The organism is uncultured Citricoccus sp. (assembly GCF_937871995.1).
Lineage (GTDB): Bacteria > Actinomycetota > Actinomycetes > Actinomycetales > Micrococcaceae > Citricoccus.
The window spans coordinates 20,190-34,884 of sequence record NZ_CALMQR010000101.1; the positions used below are offsets into that span (position 1 = coordinate 20,190).

A 14,695-nucleotide genomic window follows, 5' to 3' on the forward strand; every position below is an offset into this window, starting at 1 on the left:
ACCAGAACGCACACCGGCCCGCACCGTGGAGTCGGGCCGTCAACAACCGTCAGGCCGGCAGGCAGCCGGCACGCACTTGAGGAGAAACGGGACGACATGTCTGAAACCGTGAACCTGCCGGCCCTGGGTGAATCCGTCACCGAGGGCACCGTCACCCGCTGGCTGAAGGAGGTCGGCGACGAGGTCGCCGTCGACGAGCCCTTGGTGGAGGTGTCCACCGACAAGGTGGACACCGAGATCCCCTCCCCCGTGGCCGGGATCCTGGAGGAGATCCTCGTCCAGGAGGACGAGACCGTCGAGGTCAACGCCCCGCTCGCCCGGATCGGCGAGGGTTCCGGCGGCGGTTCCTCCGACGCCGGTGCCGAGGAGCAGCCGCAGGCCGAGGAGGCGACCGAGGAGGCCCCGGGAACGGACACCGACGAGGCCGGGGACACCGACACCGCCGGCCAGGAGCTGTCCTCCGAGCAGGTCGCCGCCGAGGACGCCGAGGAACGCGGCAGCGGTGAGGCCACCGAGGTCACCCTGCCCGCACTGGGTGAGTCCGTGACCGAGGGCACCGTCACCCGCTGGCTCAAGGAGGTCGGCGACGACGTCGAGGTCGACGAGCCGCTGCTCGAGGTCTCCACGGACAAGGTCGACACCGAGATCCCCTCGCCCGTGGCCGGCAAGCTGCTGGAGATCAAGGTCCAGGAGGACGAGACCGTCGAGGTCGGTGCCCTGCTGGCACTCGTCGGTTCCGGTTCCGCGGGCGGTTCCGCCCCGGCTGCCGCCCCCGCCCAGGAGAAGCAGGCACCGGCTGAGGAGGAGCCCGCCGAGGAGGAGCCCGCCGAGGAGGAGCCCGCCCAGCAGGCGGACGCCCAGCAGGCCCCCCAGGCTGAGGAGAAGCCGGCGGAGGACAAGCCCGCGCCGAAGGCCGAGGAGAAGCCGGCCGAGGACAAGCCGGCCCAGGACAAGCCCGCGGCCCAGGCCTCGGCGCCCGGTGAAGGGTACGTCACCCCGCTGGTGCGCCGCCTGGCCCAGCAGAACGACGTGGACCTGTCCGCGGTCGTGGGCACCGGTGTCGGTGGCCGGATCCGCAAGCAGGACGTGCTCGTGGCCGCCGAGGCCGCCAAGGCCTCCCAGGCCGGCGGCCGCCCGCAGGCACCGGCCGGTGGGGAGGCCCCGTCTGCTGCCCCGGCGGCGAAGGCAGCCGCCAGCACCGTGGACCCGTCCAAGCGCGGCTCCACGGAGAAGGCCCCCCGCATCCGCCAGACCATCGCCCGGCGCATGCGCGAGTCCCTGGACGTGTCCGCCCAGCTCACGCAGGTGCACGAGATCGACATGACCCGGATCGTGGCGCTGCGCAACCGGGCCAAGGGCAGCTTCCAGCAGAAGAACGGCGTGAAGCTGACCTTCCTGCCGTTCATCACCCAGGCGGTGGCGGAGGCGCTGAAGCAGCACCCGAAGCTCAACGCGGAGTACAACGCGGAGACCTCGGAGATCACCTACCACGACTCCGAGGACATCGCGATCGCCGTGGACACCGACAAGGGCCTGTTCGTCCCGGTGATCTCGGATGCCGGTGCGCTGAACCTCTCCGGTCTCGCCGGCAAGATCGCCGACCTGGCCGATCGCACCCGGAGCAACAAGATCTCACCCGACGAGTTGTCCGGCGGCACGTTCTCCATCACCAACTTCGGTTCGGTGGGAGCGCTGTTCGACACCCCGATCATCAACCAGCCGAACGTGGCCATCCTGGGCGTCGGCACCATCGTGAAGCGCCCCATGGTCATCACCGACCAGGACGGCAACGATGTCATCGCCATCCGCCACATGATGTACCTGTCCCTGACCTACGACCACCGCCTGGTGGACGGCGCGGACGCCGGACGGTTCCTGCAGACGATCAAGGCACGCCTTGAGGAGGGCGAGTTCGCCCACGAGCTGGGGCTGTAGGGGGTGGAGGTCCTCACCGCGATCATCGTCGCCATCCACATCATCTCCGCGGCGGCCATCGTCGGCGGCTGGCTGGCCCACTTCAAGAACCCGACCATCACGACGTCGCAGTGGTGGGGTTCACTGGGCATGATCGTCTCCGGCCTGCTGCTGTTCGGGTTCGCCGAGATGGGTGACGGTCCCGTCGACCGGATCAAGCTCACCGTGAAGCTGGTCATCGGCCTGGCCGTGTTCGTCGCCGCCCTGCTGGGCCGCCGCAAGGAGAACAGGGGTGAGCCGGTGCCCACCGGTCTGGCCCATGCCGTGGGTGGCCTCGGACTGATCAACATCCTCGTGGCCGTGCTGTGGCAGGACTACTCCGTCTGACCACCCGTCGTGCGTTCGCTGCGCCCGTCGCAGCGGACGCACCACCTCGACCAGGGCGCCTGTCCGGGATCTCCCGGGCAGGCGCCCTCGTCGTCGGTCACCGCTCCGGGCCCCGTCCCTCGACGATCCGCTCGACGCGCCAGCCGGGGCCCGTCCGGACCAGTTCGGCCGTGAACCGTTCCTCGGTGGAGCGCGTCACCTCGTCGACGGTCCGTCCGGCGGTCGTCACCGTCCGGTAGGGACTGATCGTCAGCGTCAGGGGTACCCGGGCCTCGTCCGGGCCGGTGCGGTCGACCGGCCCGGAGACGGCCGTCCGCAGCGCCAGGTCCTCATACCGCAGGCCGCGGCTGTCCAATTCGTCGAGCAGCCTCAGGTCCGCCTCGTAGGCCGGTGAGTCCGGCAGGCTGTAGGCGCGGACATCCTCCCGGTCCAGCGAGGCCAGAGCCCGCGCCCGGGCCGGTCCCAGGGTGCGCGCCGCCTCCGCCACGTCGCTCGTACCCCCGCCGTCCCGAGGGCCCGTCGTGCCGGAGGGGCCGGTGATCGAGGGGCCGGGGGGCGAGGGGGACGGCGTCCCCCTCAGGCCAGTCGTCGCGGGATCGCTGGCCGCTGCCCCGGCGGGGCCGGGCGTCGGGGCGGACACCGGGGGATCTGCCCCGATCCCGACCACGCCGGTGGCCAGGACACCGCCGGCCACCGCCAGCGCCGCGCCGGTACCCGCGGCCCACAGGACGGGCCGTCGCCGCCGTCGTGCGGGCTCGGTGCGATGGCGCGTGGGCAGCTCCATGGCCACGTCCGGGCTGGCCGACGGGTACAGGTCCACCGGTTCGGCGGTGGCCCAGCGATAGCAGGCCAGGGCGAAACGTTCGGCGCTGGGCCTGACCCCCGGGTCCTCGGCCAGCCCTGCCTCCAGGAGCGAGACGACCTCGTCCGGGATGTCCGGGACCACCAGCGGCAGCGGGGCGCGGGACGAGGTGCGGGCCGGGGCCCGTCCGGTCAGGGCATACCATCCGACGGCCGCCAGCGAGTAGACGTCCGCGGCCGGGTCGAGCCCACCGTGCCCGTCGTCGGGACCGTCCGCGATCTCCGGGGCGCAGAAACCCGGAGTGCCGGTCCGGACAGATGCCCCGCCCAGCAACCGGGACGACCCGAGGTCCGAGACCGCCGGACGTCCCTGGACGGTGAAGAGGATGTTTCCCGGCGAGAGGTCACCGTGGACCACACCGAGCCCGTGCAGGGCCTGGAGGGCCTGCGCCACGGGCACCAGGACGGTCACCACCTGGCCCACCGGCAACGGGCCCGCGGCCCGGACCAGGGAACCCAGGGAACCGCCGGCGTGGTACTCGCTCAGCAGTCCCGGTCCCCGGTCGGTGGACACGACCCCCAGCGGTCGCACCACGTGCTCGTGCCTCAGCTCGCCCAGCGCCCGCAACTCGACGTCGAGCGAGGCCGCGGGCGCCTCGGCCGATCGGTCCGGGAGCTTCAGGGCGGCCTGCCCGCCCCGGCCGTCCTCCACCAGCCAGACCGTCGAGCTGCCTCCACGGCCCAGTTCACGCCGCACCTGCCACCCCGGGACCGTGGGGGTGTCCCCTGGTGTGCCCATGCTGTCCGGTCCCCTTCCCGTTCCATCCGCCCCGCCGTCCGGTGCGCTTCCGTGCACTCCCGTGCGCCGTCCTTCCATCGTGCCGCGTTACCCCGCATGGCGTGGCGGGTTATCCACAGGTCCGGGGTGCGAGGCTAGAGTGGACGCATGTCCGCGTCGACCTACCCGCCGTTCCGCGTCCTGGGCCTGTCCCCGGACACCGTTGACTACCAACGGGCGTGGGACCTGCAACAGTCGTTGCACGCCGACGTCGTGGACGGTTCCTCGGCCGGCGCCGTGCTGCTGCTGGAACACACCGCGGTCTACACCGCCGGCAAGCGCACCGAGCCCGCGGACATGCCCGATGACGGCTCGTCCGTGGTCCACGTGGACCGCGGTGGCAAGCTGACCTGGCACGGCCCCGGCCAACTGGTCTGCTACCCCGTGGTCCGGCTCGCCGACCCCTCCGCCGTCCGGGAGTACGTCTGGTTCCTGGAGGAGGTCCTCATCCGGACGCTGGCCGGTTACGGACTGACGGGTGAACGGGTCGACGGCCGGTCCGGGGTGTGGATCCGGGGCGGGACCGACGCCGACGGCAGGCCCCTGCCCGATCGCAAGATCGCGGCCATCGGGCTGCGGGTCAACCACGGGGTCTCCATGCACGGGTTCGCCCTGAACTGCGACAACGACCTGACCCCCTACGACCACATCATCGCCTGCGGCATCACCGACGCAGGATCCACCACCATCGCGGCCGAGACCGGACAGGACGTGTCCCCCGCCGACGTCGTGACCGCCGTGATGGAGCACTTCACCGCCCTGGCCCCGGAGCACCTCGCCCCCGTGTCCTCGGCCCTCCTCGCCGCGGGCGAGGGAATCGACTCCCCCCTGCTGGAAGGAACATCCAAGTGAGCGCATCCCCCGACGGCCGCCGACTGCTGCGCGTCGAGGCCCGGAACTCCGAGGTCCCCGTGGAACGCAAGCCCGACTGGATCAAGGCGAAGGTCGAGATCGGGCCGGAGTACATCCAGCTCAAGAACAAGGTCAAGTCCTCCGGCCTGCACACCGTGTGTGAGGAGGCCGGCTGCCCGAACATCTTCGAGTGCTGGGAGGACCGGGAGGCCACCTTCCTGATCGGCGGTGACGTCTGCACCCGTCGCTGTGACTTCTGCGACATCGCCACCGGCCGCCCCAACCCCCTGGACCTGGACGAGCCCCGCCGGGTGGCGGAGAACATCCGCGAGATGAACCTGCGCTACACCACGGTCACCGGCGTGGCCCGGGACGACCAGAAGGACGGTGCGGCCTGGCTCTACGCCGAGACGATCCGGAAGATCCACGAGCTGAACCCGAACACGGGCGTGGAGATCCTGCCCCCGGACTTCGGGGCCGACCCGGACCTCGTCCAGGTCGTCTTCGACGCCCGGCCGGAGGTCTTCGCCCACAACCTGGAGACGGTGCCGCGGATCTTCAAGCGCATCCGCCCGGCGTTCACCTACGAGAAGTCCCTGCGCGTGCTGACCATGGCCAAGGCGGACGGGCTCCTCACCAAGTCCAACCTCATCCTGGGCATGGGTGAGGAGGACCACGAGATCGACCAGGCGCTGCTGGACCTGCACGAGGCCGGTTGCGACATCATCACGATCACCCAGTACGTGCGTCCCTCGAAGCTGCATCACCCGATCGACCGCTGGGTCAAGCCGCAGGAATTCGTGCACTGGTCCGACCGGGCCGAGGAGATCGGCTTCGCCGGCGTCATGGCCGGTCCCCTGGTCCGGTCCTCCTACCGGGCCGGCCGGCTGTACGCCTCTGCCATGCGCAAGCTCGGACGGCCCATGCCCGAGCACCTCGCCCACATCGAGGACAACGGCAGCACGCGGCAGGAGGCCGCAACCCTCCTTGCCGGCCGGTAGACTTAGCGCCACTATGGCCAAGAGCACAGATCCCGCAGCATCCTCGTCCTCGACCCGTGACGCCCTGAAGGCGGTCAAGGCCGCCCAGCGTGAGCGCCGCCTCCAGGAGCGCGCCAGCGCCAAGGCGAACAAGGCCGAGAACAGGGCCCGGAAGAAGGCCACCAAGAAGCCCGGCGTCTTCAAGCAGATGGGCGAGGTCTTCTCCATGACCCGCGCCCACGACCCCAAGGTCGTGCTGTGGATGTCGCTGGCCTTCGTCGGTGCCCTCGTCATCGGCCTCATCGTCGGCCTGCTCCTGAACAACTGGATCACGTGGCTGCTCATCGCCATCCCGTTCGGCCTGCTGGCCGCCGTCATCATCATGAACCGGATGGCCGAGCGCGCCGCCTTCGCCCGCATCGACGGCCGCCCCGGCGCCGCCGGCGCGGCCCTGTCCACCCTGCGCCGCGGCTGGATCATCCCCGAACAGCCCGTGGCGGTGAGCCCCAAGACCCAGGACGCGGTCTTCCGCGCGGTGGGCCGTCCCGGCGTCGTGCTCATCACCGAGGGTCCGACCAACCGCGTGCGTCCCCTGGTGGAGAAGGAGCGGCGCAACATGCAGCGCTTCCTGCCCAACGTGCCGATCCAGGTCCTCGCGACCGGACACGGTGAGGGCCAGGTCGAGCTCCAGGACCTGGCCAAGACCCTCAAGCGCATGAAGAAGACCCTGACCAAGCAGGAGGTCCAGGCCGTGGACAAGCGCCTGGCGGCGCTGGGTTCCGCGAAGATGCCGATCCCGAAGGGCATCGATCCCTACCGTGCCCGGCCGGACCGCAAGTCGATGCGCGGCCGATAAGGCCTCCTGACCCGAAGCGACGGACCCCGGATCTCGAGCGTCCTGGAACCCGCACGTCCGGGTTCCAGGAATCTCAGGACCCGGGTCCCCTCGTCCCCGGATCCCGGGGAACCTCACATCCGGATCTGGACGGTTCCGGCGGCCCGGTCGTGCAGTCCACGGCCGTCGCCGTCGATCACCAGCGGCGGGACGATCAGGCAGAGCAGCACCGTGCGCAGCAGGGCCTTGGGCAGGCCGGTCATGGCCCCGCCGACGCGGACGACCTGGATCCGGACCAGGCGCTTGCCGATCGTGGTGCCCAGGAGGCCGACGCCCAGCACCTGCAGGACGACGAACAGGCCCAGCGTCACGAGGCTGTGCCCCTGGAACCACACGGCGGACAGCACGGCGGGGATGAACCAGTCGATGACCAGGGCCAGCACCCGCCGGCCCCATCCGGCCATCGCCGTCGGTCCCTCCTCGGCCAGTCCGAGGCGTTCCCCGGGCCACTTGCCCAGCTGTCCGGACCGTTCGGTCCCCCCGACCCACCCGGCCATGTCCCGCCGGGTGATGAGGCGCTCGTCGGCGGGCTCCGCAGCGGGTCGCGGACGGTCGTCGCGGGGCTTCCCGGACGTCCCCGTCGAGGAGGCGCCTGCGCCGGCGGAGGACCTGTTCTTCTTGGATCGAGCCACCGTCCCACTCTACCGAGTCGGCCCGTCCGCGTCCGCCTGCCACCGCGGTGACGGCCACCGCGGACCCAGGCCGCGGTGGCCGTGTTACACGCCCGAAACACGACCGTCACCGATGATTCACGGCATGCCGATAGGGTGAACTCATTCGCAACGATCCACCGAGGAGCGCCCGCATGTTCACTTCCGTCCAGGAAGCCCTGCAGTTCATCCAGGAAGAGGACATCGTCTTCATCGATGTCCGCTTCACCGACCTGCCCGGGGTCCAGCAGCACTTCAACCTGCCGGCCAAGGCCGTGGACGAGGACTTCTTCACCGATGGCCAGCTCTTCGACGGCTCGTCGATCCGTGGCTTCCAGGGCATCGCCGAGTCCGACATGCAGCTGATCCCGGACGTGGCCACCGCCTACGTCGACCCCTTCCGGGTCGAGAAGACCCTGGTGATGAACTTCTCCATCGTCAACCCCCGGACGGGTGAGCCGTACCACCGCGACCCGCGCGGTGTCGCCCAGCGCGCCGAGGAGTACCTGGCCTCCACCGGCATCGCCGACACGGCGAACTTCGCCTCCGAGGCCGAGTTCTTCATCTTCGAGGACGTCCGGTACCAGTCCACGCCCAACCACAGCTTCTACTCGGTCGATTCCGACGAGGCCTGGTGGAACTCCGGTCGCGCCGAGGAGGGTGGCAACCTCTCCCACAAGACCGGTGTCAAGGGCGGTTACTTCCCCGTCTCGCCGGTCGACAAGCAGGCCGACCTGCGCGATGCGATCTGCGTGGCCCTGGACGAGGTGGGCCTGGAGGTCGAGCGGTCCCACCACGAGGTCGGTGCGGCCGGCCAGGCGGAGATCAACTACCGGTTCAACACGCTGACCCACGCGGCCGACGACCTGCAGAAGTTCAAGTACGTCGTGAAGAACACCGCGGACGCCTTCGGCAAGACCGCGACCTTCATGCCGAAGCCCGTGTTCGGTGACAACGGCTCGGGCATGCACTGCCACCAGTCGCTGTGGAACGCCGGCGAGCCGCTGTTCTACGACGAGAAGGGCTATGCCAACCTCTCGGACACCGCCCGCTGGTACATCGGCGGCCTGCTGAAGCACGCCTCTGCCATCCTGGCGTTCACCAACCCGACGGTGAACTCCTACCGGCGTCTGGTGAAGGGCTTCGAGGCCCCGATCAACATGGTCTACTCCCAGGGCAACCGCTCGGCGGCCATCCGCATCCCGATCACGGGCTCCAACCCGAAGGCCAAGCGCCTCGAGTTCCGCGCCCCGGATCCGTCCAGCAACCCGTACCTGGCCTTCGCCGCCCAGCTGATGGCCGGCCTGGACGGCATCCGCAACCGGATCGAGCCGGCCGAGCCGATCGACAAGGACCTCTACGAGCTGCCCGCCGAGGAGGCCGCGACCATCCAGAAGGCACCTGCCTCGCTGGAGGAGGCCCTGCGCGCGCTCGAGGAGGACCACGAGTTCCTCCTGGCCGGTGATGTCTTCACCGAGGACCTCATCGAGGCCTGGGTCTCCTACAAGCGTGAGCACGAGATCCTGCCGCTGTCGATCCGCCCGAACCCCTACGAGTTCGAGCTCTACTACGGCGTCTAGCCTGGTCGCCGGTCGCTGAGGGCCTCGGCCCGCACAGAGTCCGCACGAGTGCCCGCCCTGTCGAGGGGCGTCTCGTGCGGGCTCTTCCGCGTTGAGGGGAGAGGTACGTCCCGGCGCCCCTGACCTCGGGTCAACGCGGACCGGGGGAATAGATTCCCCCCGGCGTCGGCTGTGCCTGAGCGATGTCCCCTCGTGAAAGGCCCCTCGTGAGCTACCCCCTGTCGATCCTCGACCTGTCCACCGTCCTGCCGGACCAGTCCGTCGCCGAGGCGGTGGCCGCCACCGTGGACCTGGCACGGGCGGCCGAGGAGCAGGGGTTCGCCCGGATCTGGTTCGCCGAGCACCACAACTTCCCCTCCATCGCCTCCTCGGCCACCTCGGTGCTGATCGCCCACGTCGCCGCGAACACCTCGAGCATCCGCCTGGGTGCCGGAGGCATCATGCTCCCCAACCACTCGCCGCTGGTGATCGCCGAGCAGTTCGGCACCCTGGCCGAGATCCACCCGGGCCGGATCGACCTGGGACTGGGGCGGGCCCCGGGCACGGACCAGCGGACCATGATGGCCCTGCGGCGCGAGCCCTCGGCGGCCGACACGTTCCCCCGGGACATCAAGGAGCTGCAGGGATACCTCAAGGGCGAGTCCATGATCCCCGGGGTGGACGCCTATCCGGGCAAGGGGACCGACGTCCCGCTGTTCGTGCTCGGCTCCTCCCAGTACGGGGCGCAGCTCGCGGCCGCCCTGGGGCTCGGGTACGCCTTCGCCTCGCACTTCGCCCCGCAGATGCTCGAACACGCCGCCCGCATCTACCGGGAGTCGTTCGAGCCGTCCGAGGACTACCCGGAACCGCACTTCATCGCCGCGCTGAACGTCATCGCCGCCGACACGGCCGAGGAGGCCCAGCGGCAGTTCGAGCTCTCCCAGCGGTTCCGCATCCGGCAGATGCTCGGCCGGGGACGGGACCTCACCGAGGAGGAGGTCACCCTGCTGATGCACTCCCCCGCCGCGGAACAGGTGCTCTCGATGACCAAGTACACGGCCGTCGGCACCGTCGAGACCGTCCGGGACTACCTGGACCGGTTCAGGGAGCGCGTCCAGGCGGACGAGCTGATCATCACCAACGCGGCCCCGGACCTCGAGGCCCGGCACCGCACCCTCCAGCTGCTCGGGGAGAACGTCATGGTCCGCGGCTGACCCGCCGGACGGGACGTCGGCACGGCTCAGGCCCCGTAGAAGTGCTTCTCGAACACCTGGCGGGCGTGCCGGGTGCACCGGAGGTAGTCCTCCTCCAGCCCGGCGGCGTTGCCGGGCTCGTAACCGCACCACCGCGCGATGGCCTCCAGGTCCTGGCGCTTGGTCGGCAGCACGTCCGAGTTCTTGCCGGACCACACCACGATCCCGGAGCGGATCCTCGAGGCCAGCTGCCACGCACGGTGCAGCACCTCACCGTCCTCCGCGGGCAGCAGGCCCTCCGTCACCAACGCCTCCAGCGCGGACATCGTCCCGGTCGTCCGCAATGACGCGCGGGTGTCCGCGTGCTGCAGCTGGAGGGTCTGGACGAGCCACTCGACGTCGGACAGCCCGCCCCGGCCGAGCTTGAGGTGCCGGGCGGGGTCCGCGCCCCGTGGCAGCCGCTCGGACTCCACCCGGGCCTTGATCCGGCGGATCTCCCGGATGGCCGTGGGACCGGGATCCCCGGCGTAGCGCACGGAGTCCGCCCATGCGATGAAGTCCCGGGCGAGTCCGGGGTCGCCGGCGACGGCCCGGGCCCTCAGCAGGGCCTGGACCTCCCAGGTGTCCGCCCAGCGCCGGTAGTACTCCTGGTAGGACTCCAGGGACCGCGCCAGCGGCCCCTTCTTGCCCTCGGGACGCAGATCGGCGTCCACGATCAGTGGCCGCTCCGCCAGCACGGGCGGCCGGCACGGCTTGGTCAGCAGGGAGCTCACCTGCTTGGCCAGCTCCACGGCCTGCCGCTGGGCCGCGTCGGGGTCGGCACCGGCCCGGGGGCGGTGGACGAACATCACGTCCAGGTCCGATCCGTAGCCGATCTCCTGGCCGCCCTGGCGGCCCATGGCGACCAGGAGCAGGTCGGTGAGTTCCCCGGCCTCGTCCTGGCGGGCCTCGGGGTGGCCGAACATCGTGTTCTCGGCCACGTGCAGGGCGCCGAGGACGGCGGCCCGGTCCGCGTCGGAGAGGGCATGCCCGACGGCGTCCTGGTCCAGCAGTCCGGCGGCGTCGGCGATCGCGGTGCGCAGGATCTCGCGCTGCCTGATCAACCGGATCTGCCGCATCGCCTCGTCACCGTCCGGGTGGCGGGCCATCTTGGCCCGGATCTCCTGCCACTGCGCCTCGAACGGCATCGGCTGCAGTTCACGGTCCCGGCCCAGCCAGGCCGCGGCCTCCGGCAGGTGCTCGAGCATGTCGCTGATGTAGGAGGAGGAGGACAGCACATGGCACAACCGCTCCGCCGCCGCGGAGGAGTCCCGGAGCATACCCAGGAACCAGGGTGAGGAACCGAGGGACTCGGACAGCCTCCGGAAGGCGAGCAGGCCGCCGTCGGGGTCCGGTCCGTTCGCCAGCCAGCCGAGCATGACCGGCAACAGCTGCCGCTGCAGGGACGCGCGCCGGGACACGCCCGTGGTGAGGGCCTCGATATGGCGCAGGGCACCCGACGGGTCCAGGTAACCCAGGGCCGAGAGCCGCTCGCCCACCGCCACCGGGGTGAGGCGGACCTCCTCGGCGGACAGGGCCGCCGTGGTGGACAGCAGCGGACGGTAGAAGATCTTCTCGTGCAGGGCCCGCACGTCCTTGCGGGTCCGCTTCCACACCGCCGTGAGGGCATCGGCGTCGGACGGGCCCGGTTCCCCCGGACCCCGGGAGGAGCGGGCCAGTACCCACCGGGCACGGGGGCGGTCCGGCATCAGGTGGGTGCGGCGCAGGTGCACCAACTGGATCCGGTGCTCCAGCAGGCGCAGGAACCGGTAGGCCGCCGCGAAGGACTGGGCGTCCTTGCGGCCGATGTAGGAGCGCCGTTCCAGGGCACGGATGGCGCTCTGGGTGTTGCGGACCCGCACGGACTCCTCGGTCTTGCCATGGACCAACTGCAGCAGCTGGACCGTGAACTCGACGTCCCGGAGCCCGCCGGAGCCCAGCTTGATCTCACGGTCCCGGTCCTGGTGTGCGATGTTGTCCAGCACGCGGCGGCGCATGCCCTGGACGGAGGACACGAAGCCCTCCCGCTCCGAGCTCGTCCACACCAGGGGCCAGATCGCGTCGATGTACTCCTGGCCCAGCTCCGGCAACCCGGCGATCGGCCGGGCCTTGAGCAGGGCCTGGAACTCCCAGGTGTGGGCCCAGCGGCGGTAGTACTCGGCGTGGGAGTCGACCGTGCGGGACAGCGTCCCGTCCTTGCCCTCCGGACGCAGGTTGGCGTCCACCTCCCACAGTCCCGGCTCGGGCGCCGCGGCGGTGACGTACCGGGAGATCCCGGCGGCCAGGGCGGTGGCGATGGTCGCCGACCGGTGCCCGTCGGCCAGGGTCGAGGAGTGGACGAAGATCACGTCCACGTCCGAGATGTAGTTCAGCTCCCGGGCCCCGCACTTGCCCATGCCGATGACCGCCAGGCTGACGCTGCGCGCGTCGTCGCCGTACTGCTCGGCGGCGTCCGCGCGGGACACCGCCAGTCCCGCCTCGATCGCGGCGCCGGCCAGGTCGGACAACCACGCCGAGACCTTCGGCTGGATGCCCTGGGGATCCGGGTCGGTCAGGTCCTGCAGGGCCAGGGCCGTCAGCTGGCGGCGGTACGCGATGCGCAGCGCGGCAGCGGCCTCCTTGCCCCGCAGCCCGGCCACCGGCTCGGGCACCGAGGGGTCCGCCTCCACGGCCGCCAGCAGCAGGTCCCGGAGCGTGGAGGACTCGGAGTCCAGCCCCTCCGGGCCGAGCACGGGGGCCGTGGCCGCGGCCCGCGTGGGGTCGGTGAGCAGGTCGACGTGGTCCGGCCGGCGGATCAGGAACTCCCCCAGTGCCTCCGAGGAGCCCAGCAGTCGCGCCAGGGCCAGGGACCGGTCGGGGTCGTCCAGCACGCCCGCCGTCCCCGGGGCCCGGTCCAGGAGACGGACCAGGAGGATCAGGGCCTGGTCGGGATCCGGGGCGTCGGCCAGGATCCCGAGCAGCGTCTCGTGGTCGACCCGGTCGAGCTCGCTCGAGGCCAGCAGCGTGCGAGCGCGGTCGAGGTCGGTGAACCCAGTCCCGATGAGCACGCCCCGGCTGAATCCGCCGGCCTCGGCCGGGGAACCGGCCGGGACCGGTATGCCGCTGCGATTCGCGCTGCGGGCGGCAGGGGCGCTGCTTCCGGGGGTGGAGGGTCGCATCGGGCTCTACAGGATGCCGAGGTACCGCTGCAGTTCGTAGGGGGTGACCTTGATCCGGTACTCGTCCCATTCCTGGCGCTTGTTGCGCAGGTAGTTCTCGAACACCTGCTCCCCCAGCACCCCGGCGACGAACTCGGACTCCTCCATGATCCGCAGGGCATCGTGCAGGGTGCCCGGCAGCGGATCGTGCCCCAGGGCACGGCGTTCCATGGCGGTCAGGGCGTTGACGTCCTCCGCCGCCGCCTCCGGGAGTTCGTACTCCTCCTCGATCCCCTTCAGCCCGGCCGCCAGCAGGACGGCGTAGGTGAGGTACGGGTTGGCGGAGGCGTCGATGCCGCGGTACTCCACGCGGGCGGACCCCGCCTTGTCCGGCTTGTACAGGGGCACCCGGACCAGGGCGGAGCGGTTGTTGTGACCCCAGGAGACGTAGGCGGGCGCCTCGCCACCGCCCCAGAGACGCTTGTAGGAGTTGACGAACTGGTGGGTGATCGCCGTGATCTCCACGCTGTGGTGCAGCAGTCCGGCGATGAACCGGCGGGCGGTGGTGGACAGGTGGAACTCCGCACCGGGCTCGAAGAAGGCGTTGGAGTCACCCTCGAAGAGGGAGAAGTGGGTGTGCATCCCGGAGCCGGCGTGGTCCCCGAAGGGCTTGGGCATGAACGTGGCGTAGTTGCCCTGTAGCTGGGCCACCTCCTTGATGACCGTGCGGAACGTCATGATGTTGTCCGCCGTCTGCAGCGCGTCCGCGTACCTCAGGTCGATCTCGTTCTGGCCCGGTCCGGACTCGTGGTGGCTGAACTCCACGGAGATCCCGATGGCCTCCAGCATGTTCACCGCGTGGCGGCGGAAGTCCGTGGCCACCCCGCCGGGCTCGTGGTCGAAGTACCCGGCCTGGTCCACCGGGACCGGTTGGCCGTCCGGCCCCGGTTCCTTCGAGGCCAGCAGGTAGAACTCGATCTCCGGGTGCGTGTAGAAGGTGAAGCCCATGTCCGCGGCCCGGGACAGCTGGCGGCGCAGCACGTTCCGGGGATCCGCCGCGGACGGTTCGCCGTCCGGGGTGAGCACGTCGCAGAACATCCGCGATGTCGGCTCCTCCTCACCGCGCCAGGGCAGGATCTGGAAGGTCGAGGGATCCGGCTGCAGCAGCATGTCGGACTCGAAGATGCGGGTGTAGCCGTCGATGGAGGACCCGTCGAAGCCCAGCCCCTCCGCGAAGGCCCCCTCCACCTCGGCGGGCGCCAGGGCCACGGACTTCAGCGTCCCGGTCACGTCGGTGAACCACAGGCGCACGAACCGCACGTCCCGGTCCTCGATGGTCCTGAGTACAAACTCCTGTTGGCGATCCATCGTTCGTGGCTGCCTCCTGTCGGATCGGGACGTTGGCTCCACTGTAGCGGTGGGAGCACTCCCGTGCGCGGTCACGCCGGAC

At 70.7% G+C, this 14,695-nt stretch carries 11 protein-coding genes; 7 read left to right on the forward strand and 4 right to left on the reverse strand.

Annotated features, from left to right (window positions below; genetic code table 11):
- The first annotated feature begins 96 nt into the window (after positions 1-96).
- Positions 97-1,935 (forward strand): 2-oxoglutarate dehydrogenase, E2 component, dihydrolipoamide succinyltransferase, encoded by a 1,839-nt coding sequence (gene sucB, locus Q0283_RS11725; RefSeq protein WP_298044795.1) that lies wholly within the window; start codon positions 97-99, stop codon positions 1,933-1,935.
- Positions 1,936-1,938: 3 nt separating this feature from the next.
- Complete coding sequence (locus tag Q0283_RS11730) at positions 1,939-2,301, forward strand: hypothetical protein (protein WP_298044796.1); 363 nt, start codon at positions 1,939-1,941, stop codon at positions 2,299-2,301.
- Between the two features lie 97 nt (positions 2,302-2,398).
- On the opposite strand, the gene Q0283_RS11735 is transcribed toward Q0283_RS11730, so the two are convergent.
- A complete protein-coding gene (locus Q0283_RS11735) occupies positions 2,399-3,901 on the reverse strand; it encodes a serine/threonine-protein kinase (RefSeq protein ID WP_298044797.1) in 1,503 nt (500 codons plus the stop codon).
- A gap of 147 nt (positions 3,902-4,048) precedes the next feature.
- Between Q0283_RS11735 and lipB the strand changes: the two genes are divergently transcribed.
- From lipB to Q0283_RS11750, 3 genes are read left to right on the forward strand one after another with little or no spacing between them, the layout of a single operon-like run.
- The gene (lipB, locus tag Q0283_RS11740; protein ID WP_298044798.1) at positions 4,049-4,792 is read left to right on the forward strand and encodes a lipoyl(octanoyl) transferase LipB; all 744 of its coding nucleotides are present in this window, start codon (positions 4,049-4,051) and stop codon (positions 4,790-4,792) included.
- A complete protein-coding gene (gene lipA / locus Q0283_RS11745) occupies positions 4,789-5,793 on the forward strand; it encodes a lipoyl synthase (protein ID WP_183526510.1) in 1,005 nt (334 codons plus the stop codon). Before lipB ends, lipA begins: the two co-directional genes overlap by 4 nt.
- Positions 5,794-5,806: 13 nt before the next feature.
- Positions 5,807-6,628, forward strand: a complete 822-nt coding sequence (locus tag Q0283_RS11750) for a DUF4191 domain-containing protein (protein ID WP_298044800.1) — start codon at positions 5,807-5,809, stop codon at positions 6,626-6,628.
- 113 nt (positions 6,629-6,741) lie between these two features.
- Here the strand turns inward: Q0283_RS11750 and Q0283_RS11755 are convergent, their stop codons facing one another.
- Entirely contained in the window at positions 6,742-7,299 is a 558-nt protein-coding gene (locus Q0283_RS11755) for an RDD family protein (protein WP_298044801.1), read from the reverse strand.
- A gap of 173 nt (positions 7,300-7,472) precedes the next feature.
- On the opposite strand from Q0283_RS11755, the gene glnA reads away from it, so the two are divergent.
- Positions 7,473-8,897 (forward strand): type I glutamate--ammonia ligase, encoded by a 1,425-nt coding sequence (glnA, locus tag Q0283_RS11760; RefSeq protein ID WP_298044803.1) that lies wholly within the window; start codon positions 7,473-7,475, stop codon positions 8,895-8,897.
- A 206-nt stretch (positions 8,898-9,103) separates the two neighbouring features.
- Complete coding sequence (locus Q0283_RS11765) at positions 9,104-10,090, forward strand: LLM class flavin-dependent oxidoreductase (RefSeq protein WP_298044804.1); 987 nt, start codon at positions 9,104-9,106, stop codon at positions 10,088-10,090.
- 26 nt (positions 10,091-10,116) lie between these two features.
- Here Q0283_RS11765 and Q0283_RS11770 read toward each other — a convergent pair whose 3' ends face one another.
- Together Q0283_RS11770 and Q0283_RS11775 are read right to left on the reverse strand one after the other, a co-directional pair.
- Positions 10,117-13,266: a bifunctional [glutamine synthetase] adenylyltransferase/[glutamine synthetase]-adenylyl-L-tyrosine phosphorylase gene (locus tag Q0283_RS11770; RefSeq protein WP_298044806.1), complete on the reverse strand. Its 3,150-nt coding sequence runs from the start codon at positions 13,264-13,266 to the stop codon at positions 10,117-10,119.
- Positions 13,267-13,272: 6 nt separating this feature from the next.
- On the reverse strand, positions 13,273-14,613 hold the full coding sequence (locus Q0283_RS11775; RefSeq protein WP_010143363.1) for a glutamine synthetase family protein: 1,341 nt from the start codon (positions 14,611-14,613) through the stop codon (positions 13,273-13,275).
- Positions 14,614-14,695: the final 82 nt, after the last annotated feature.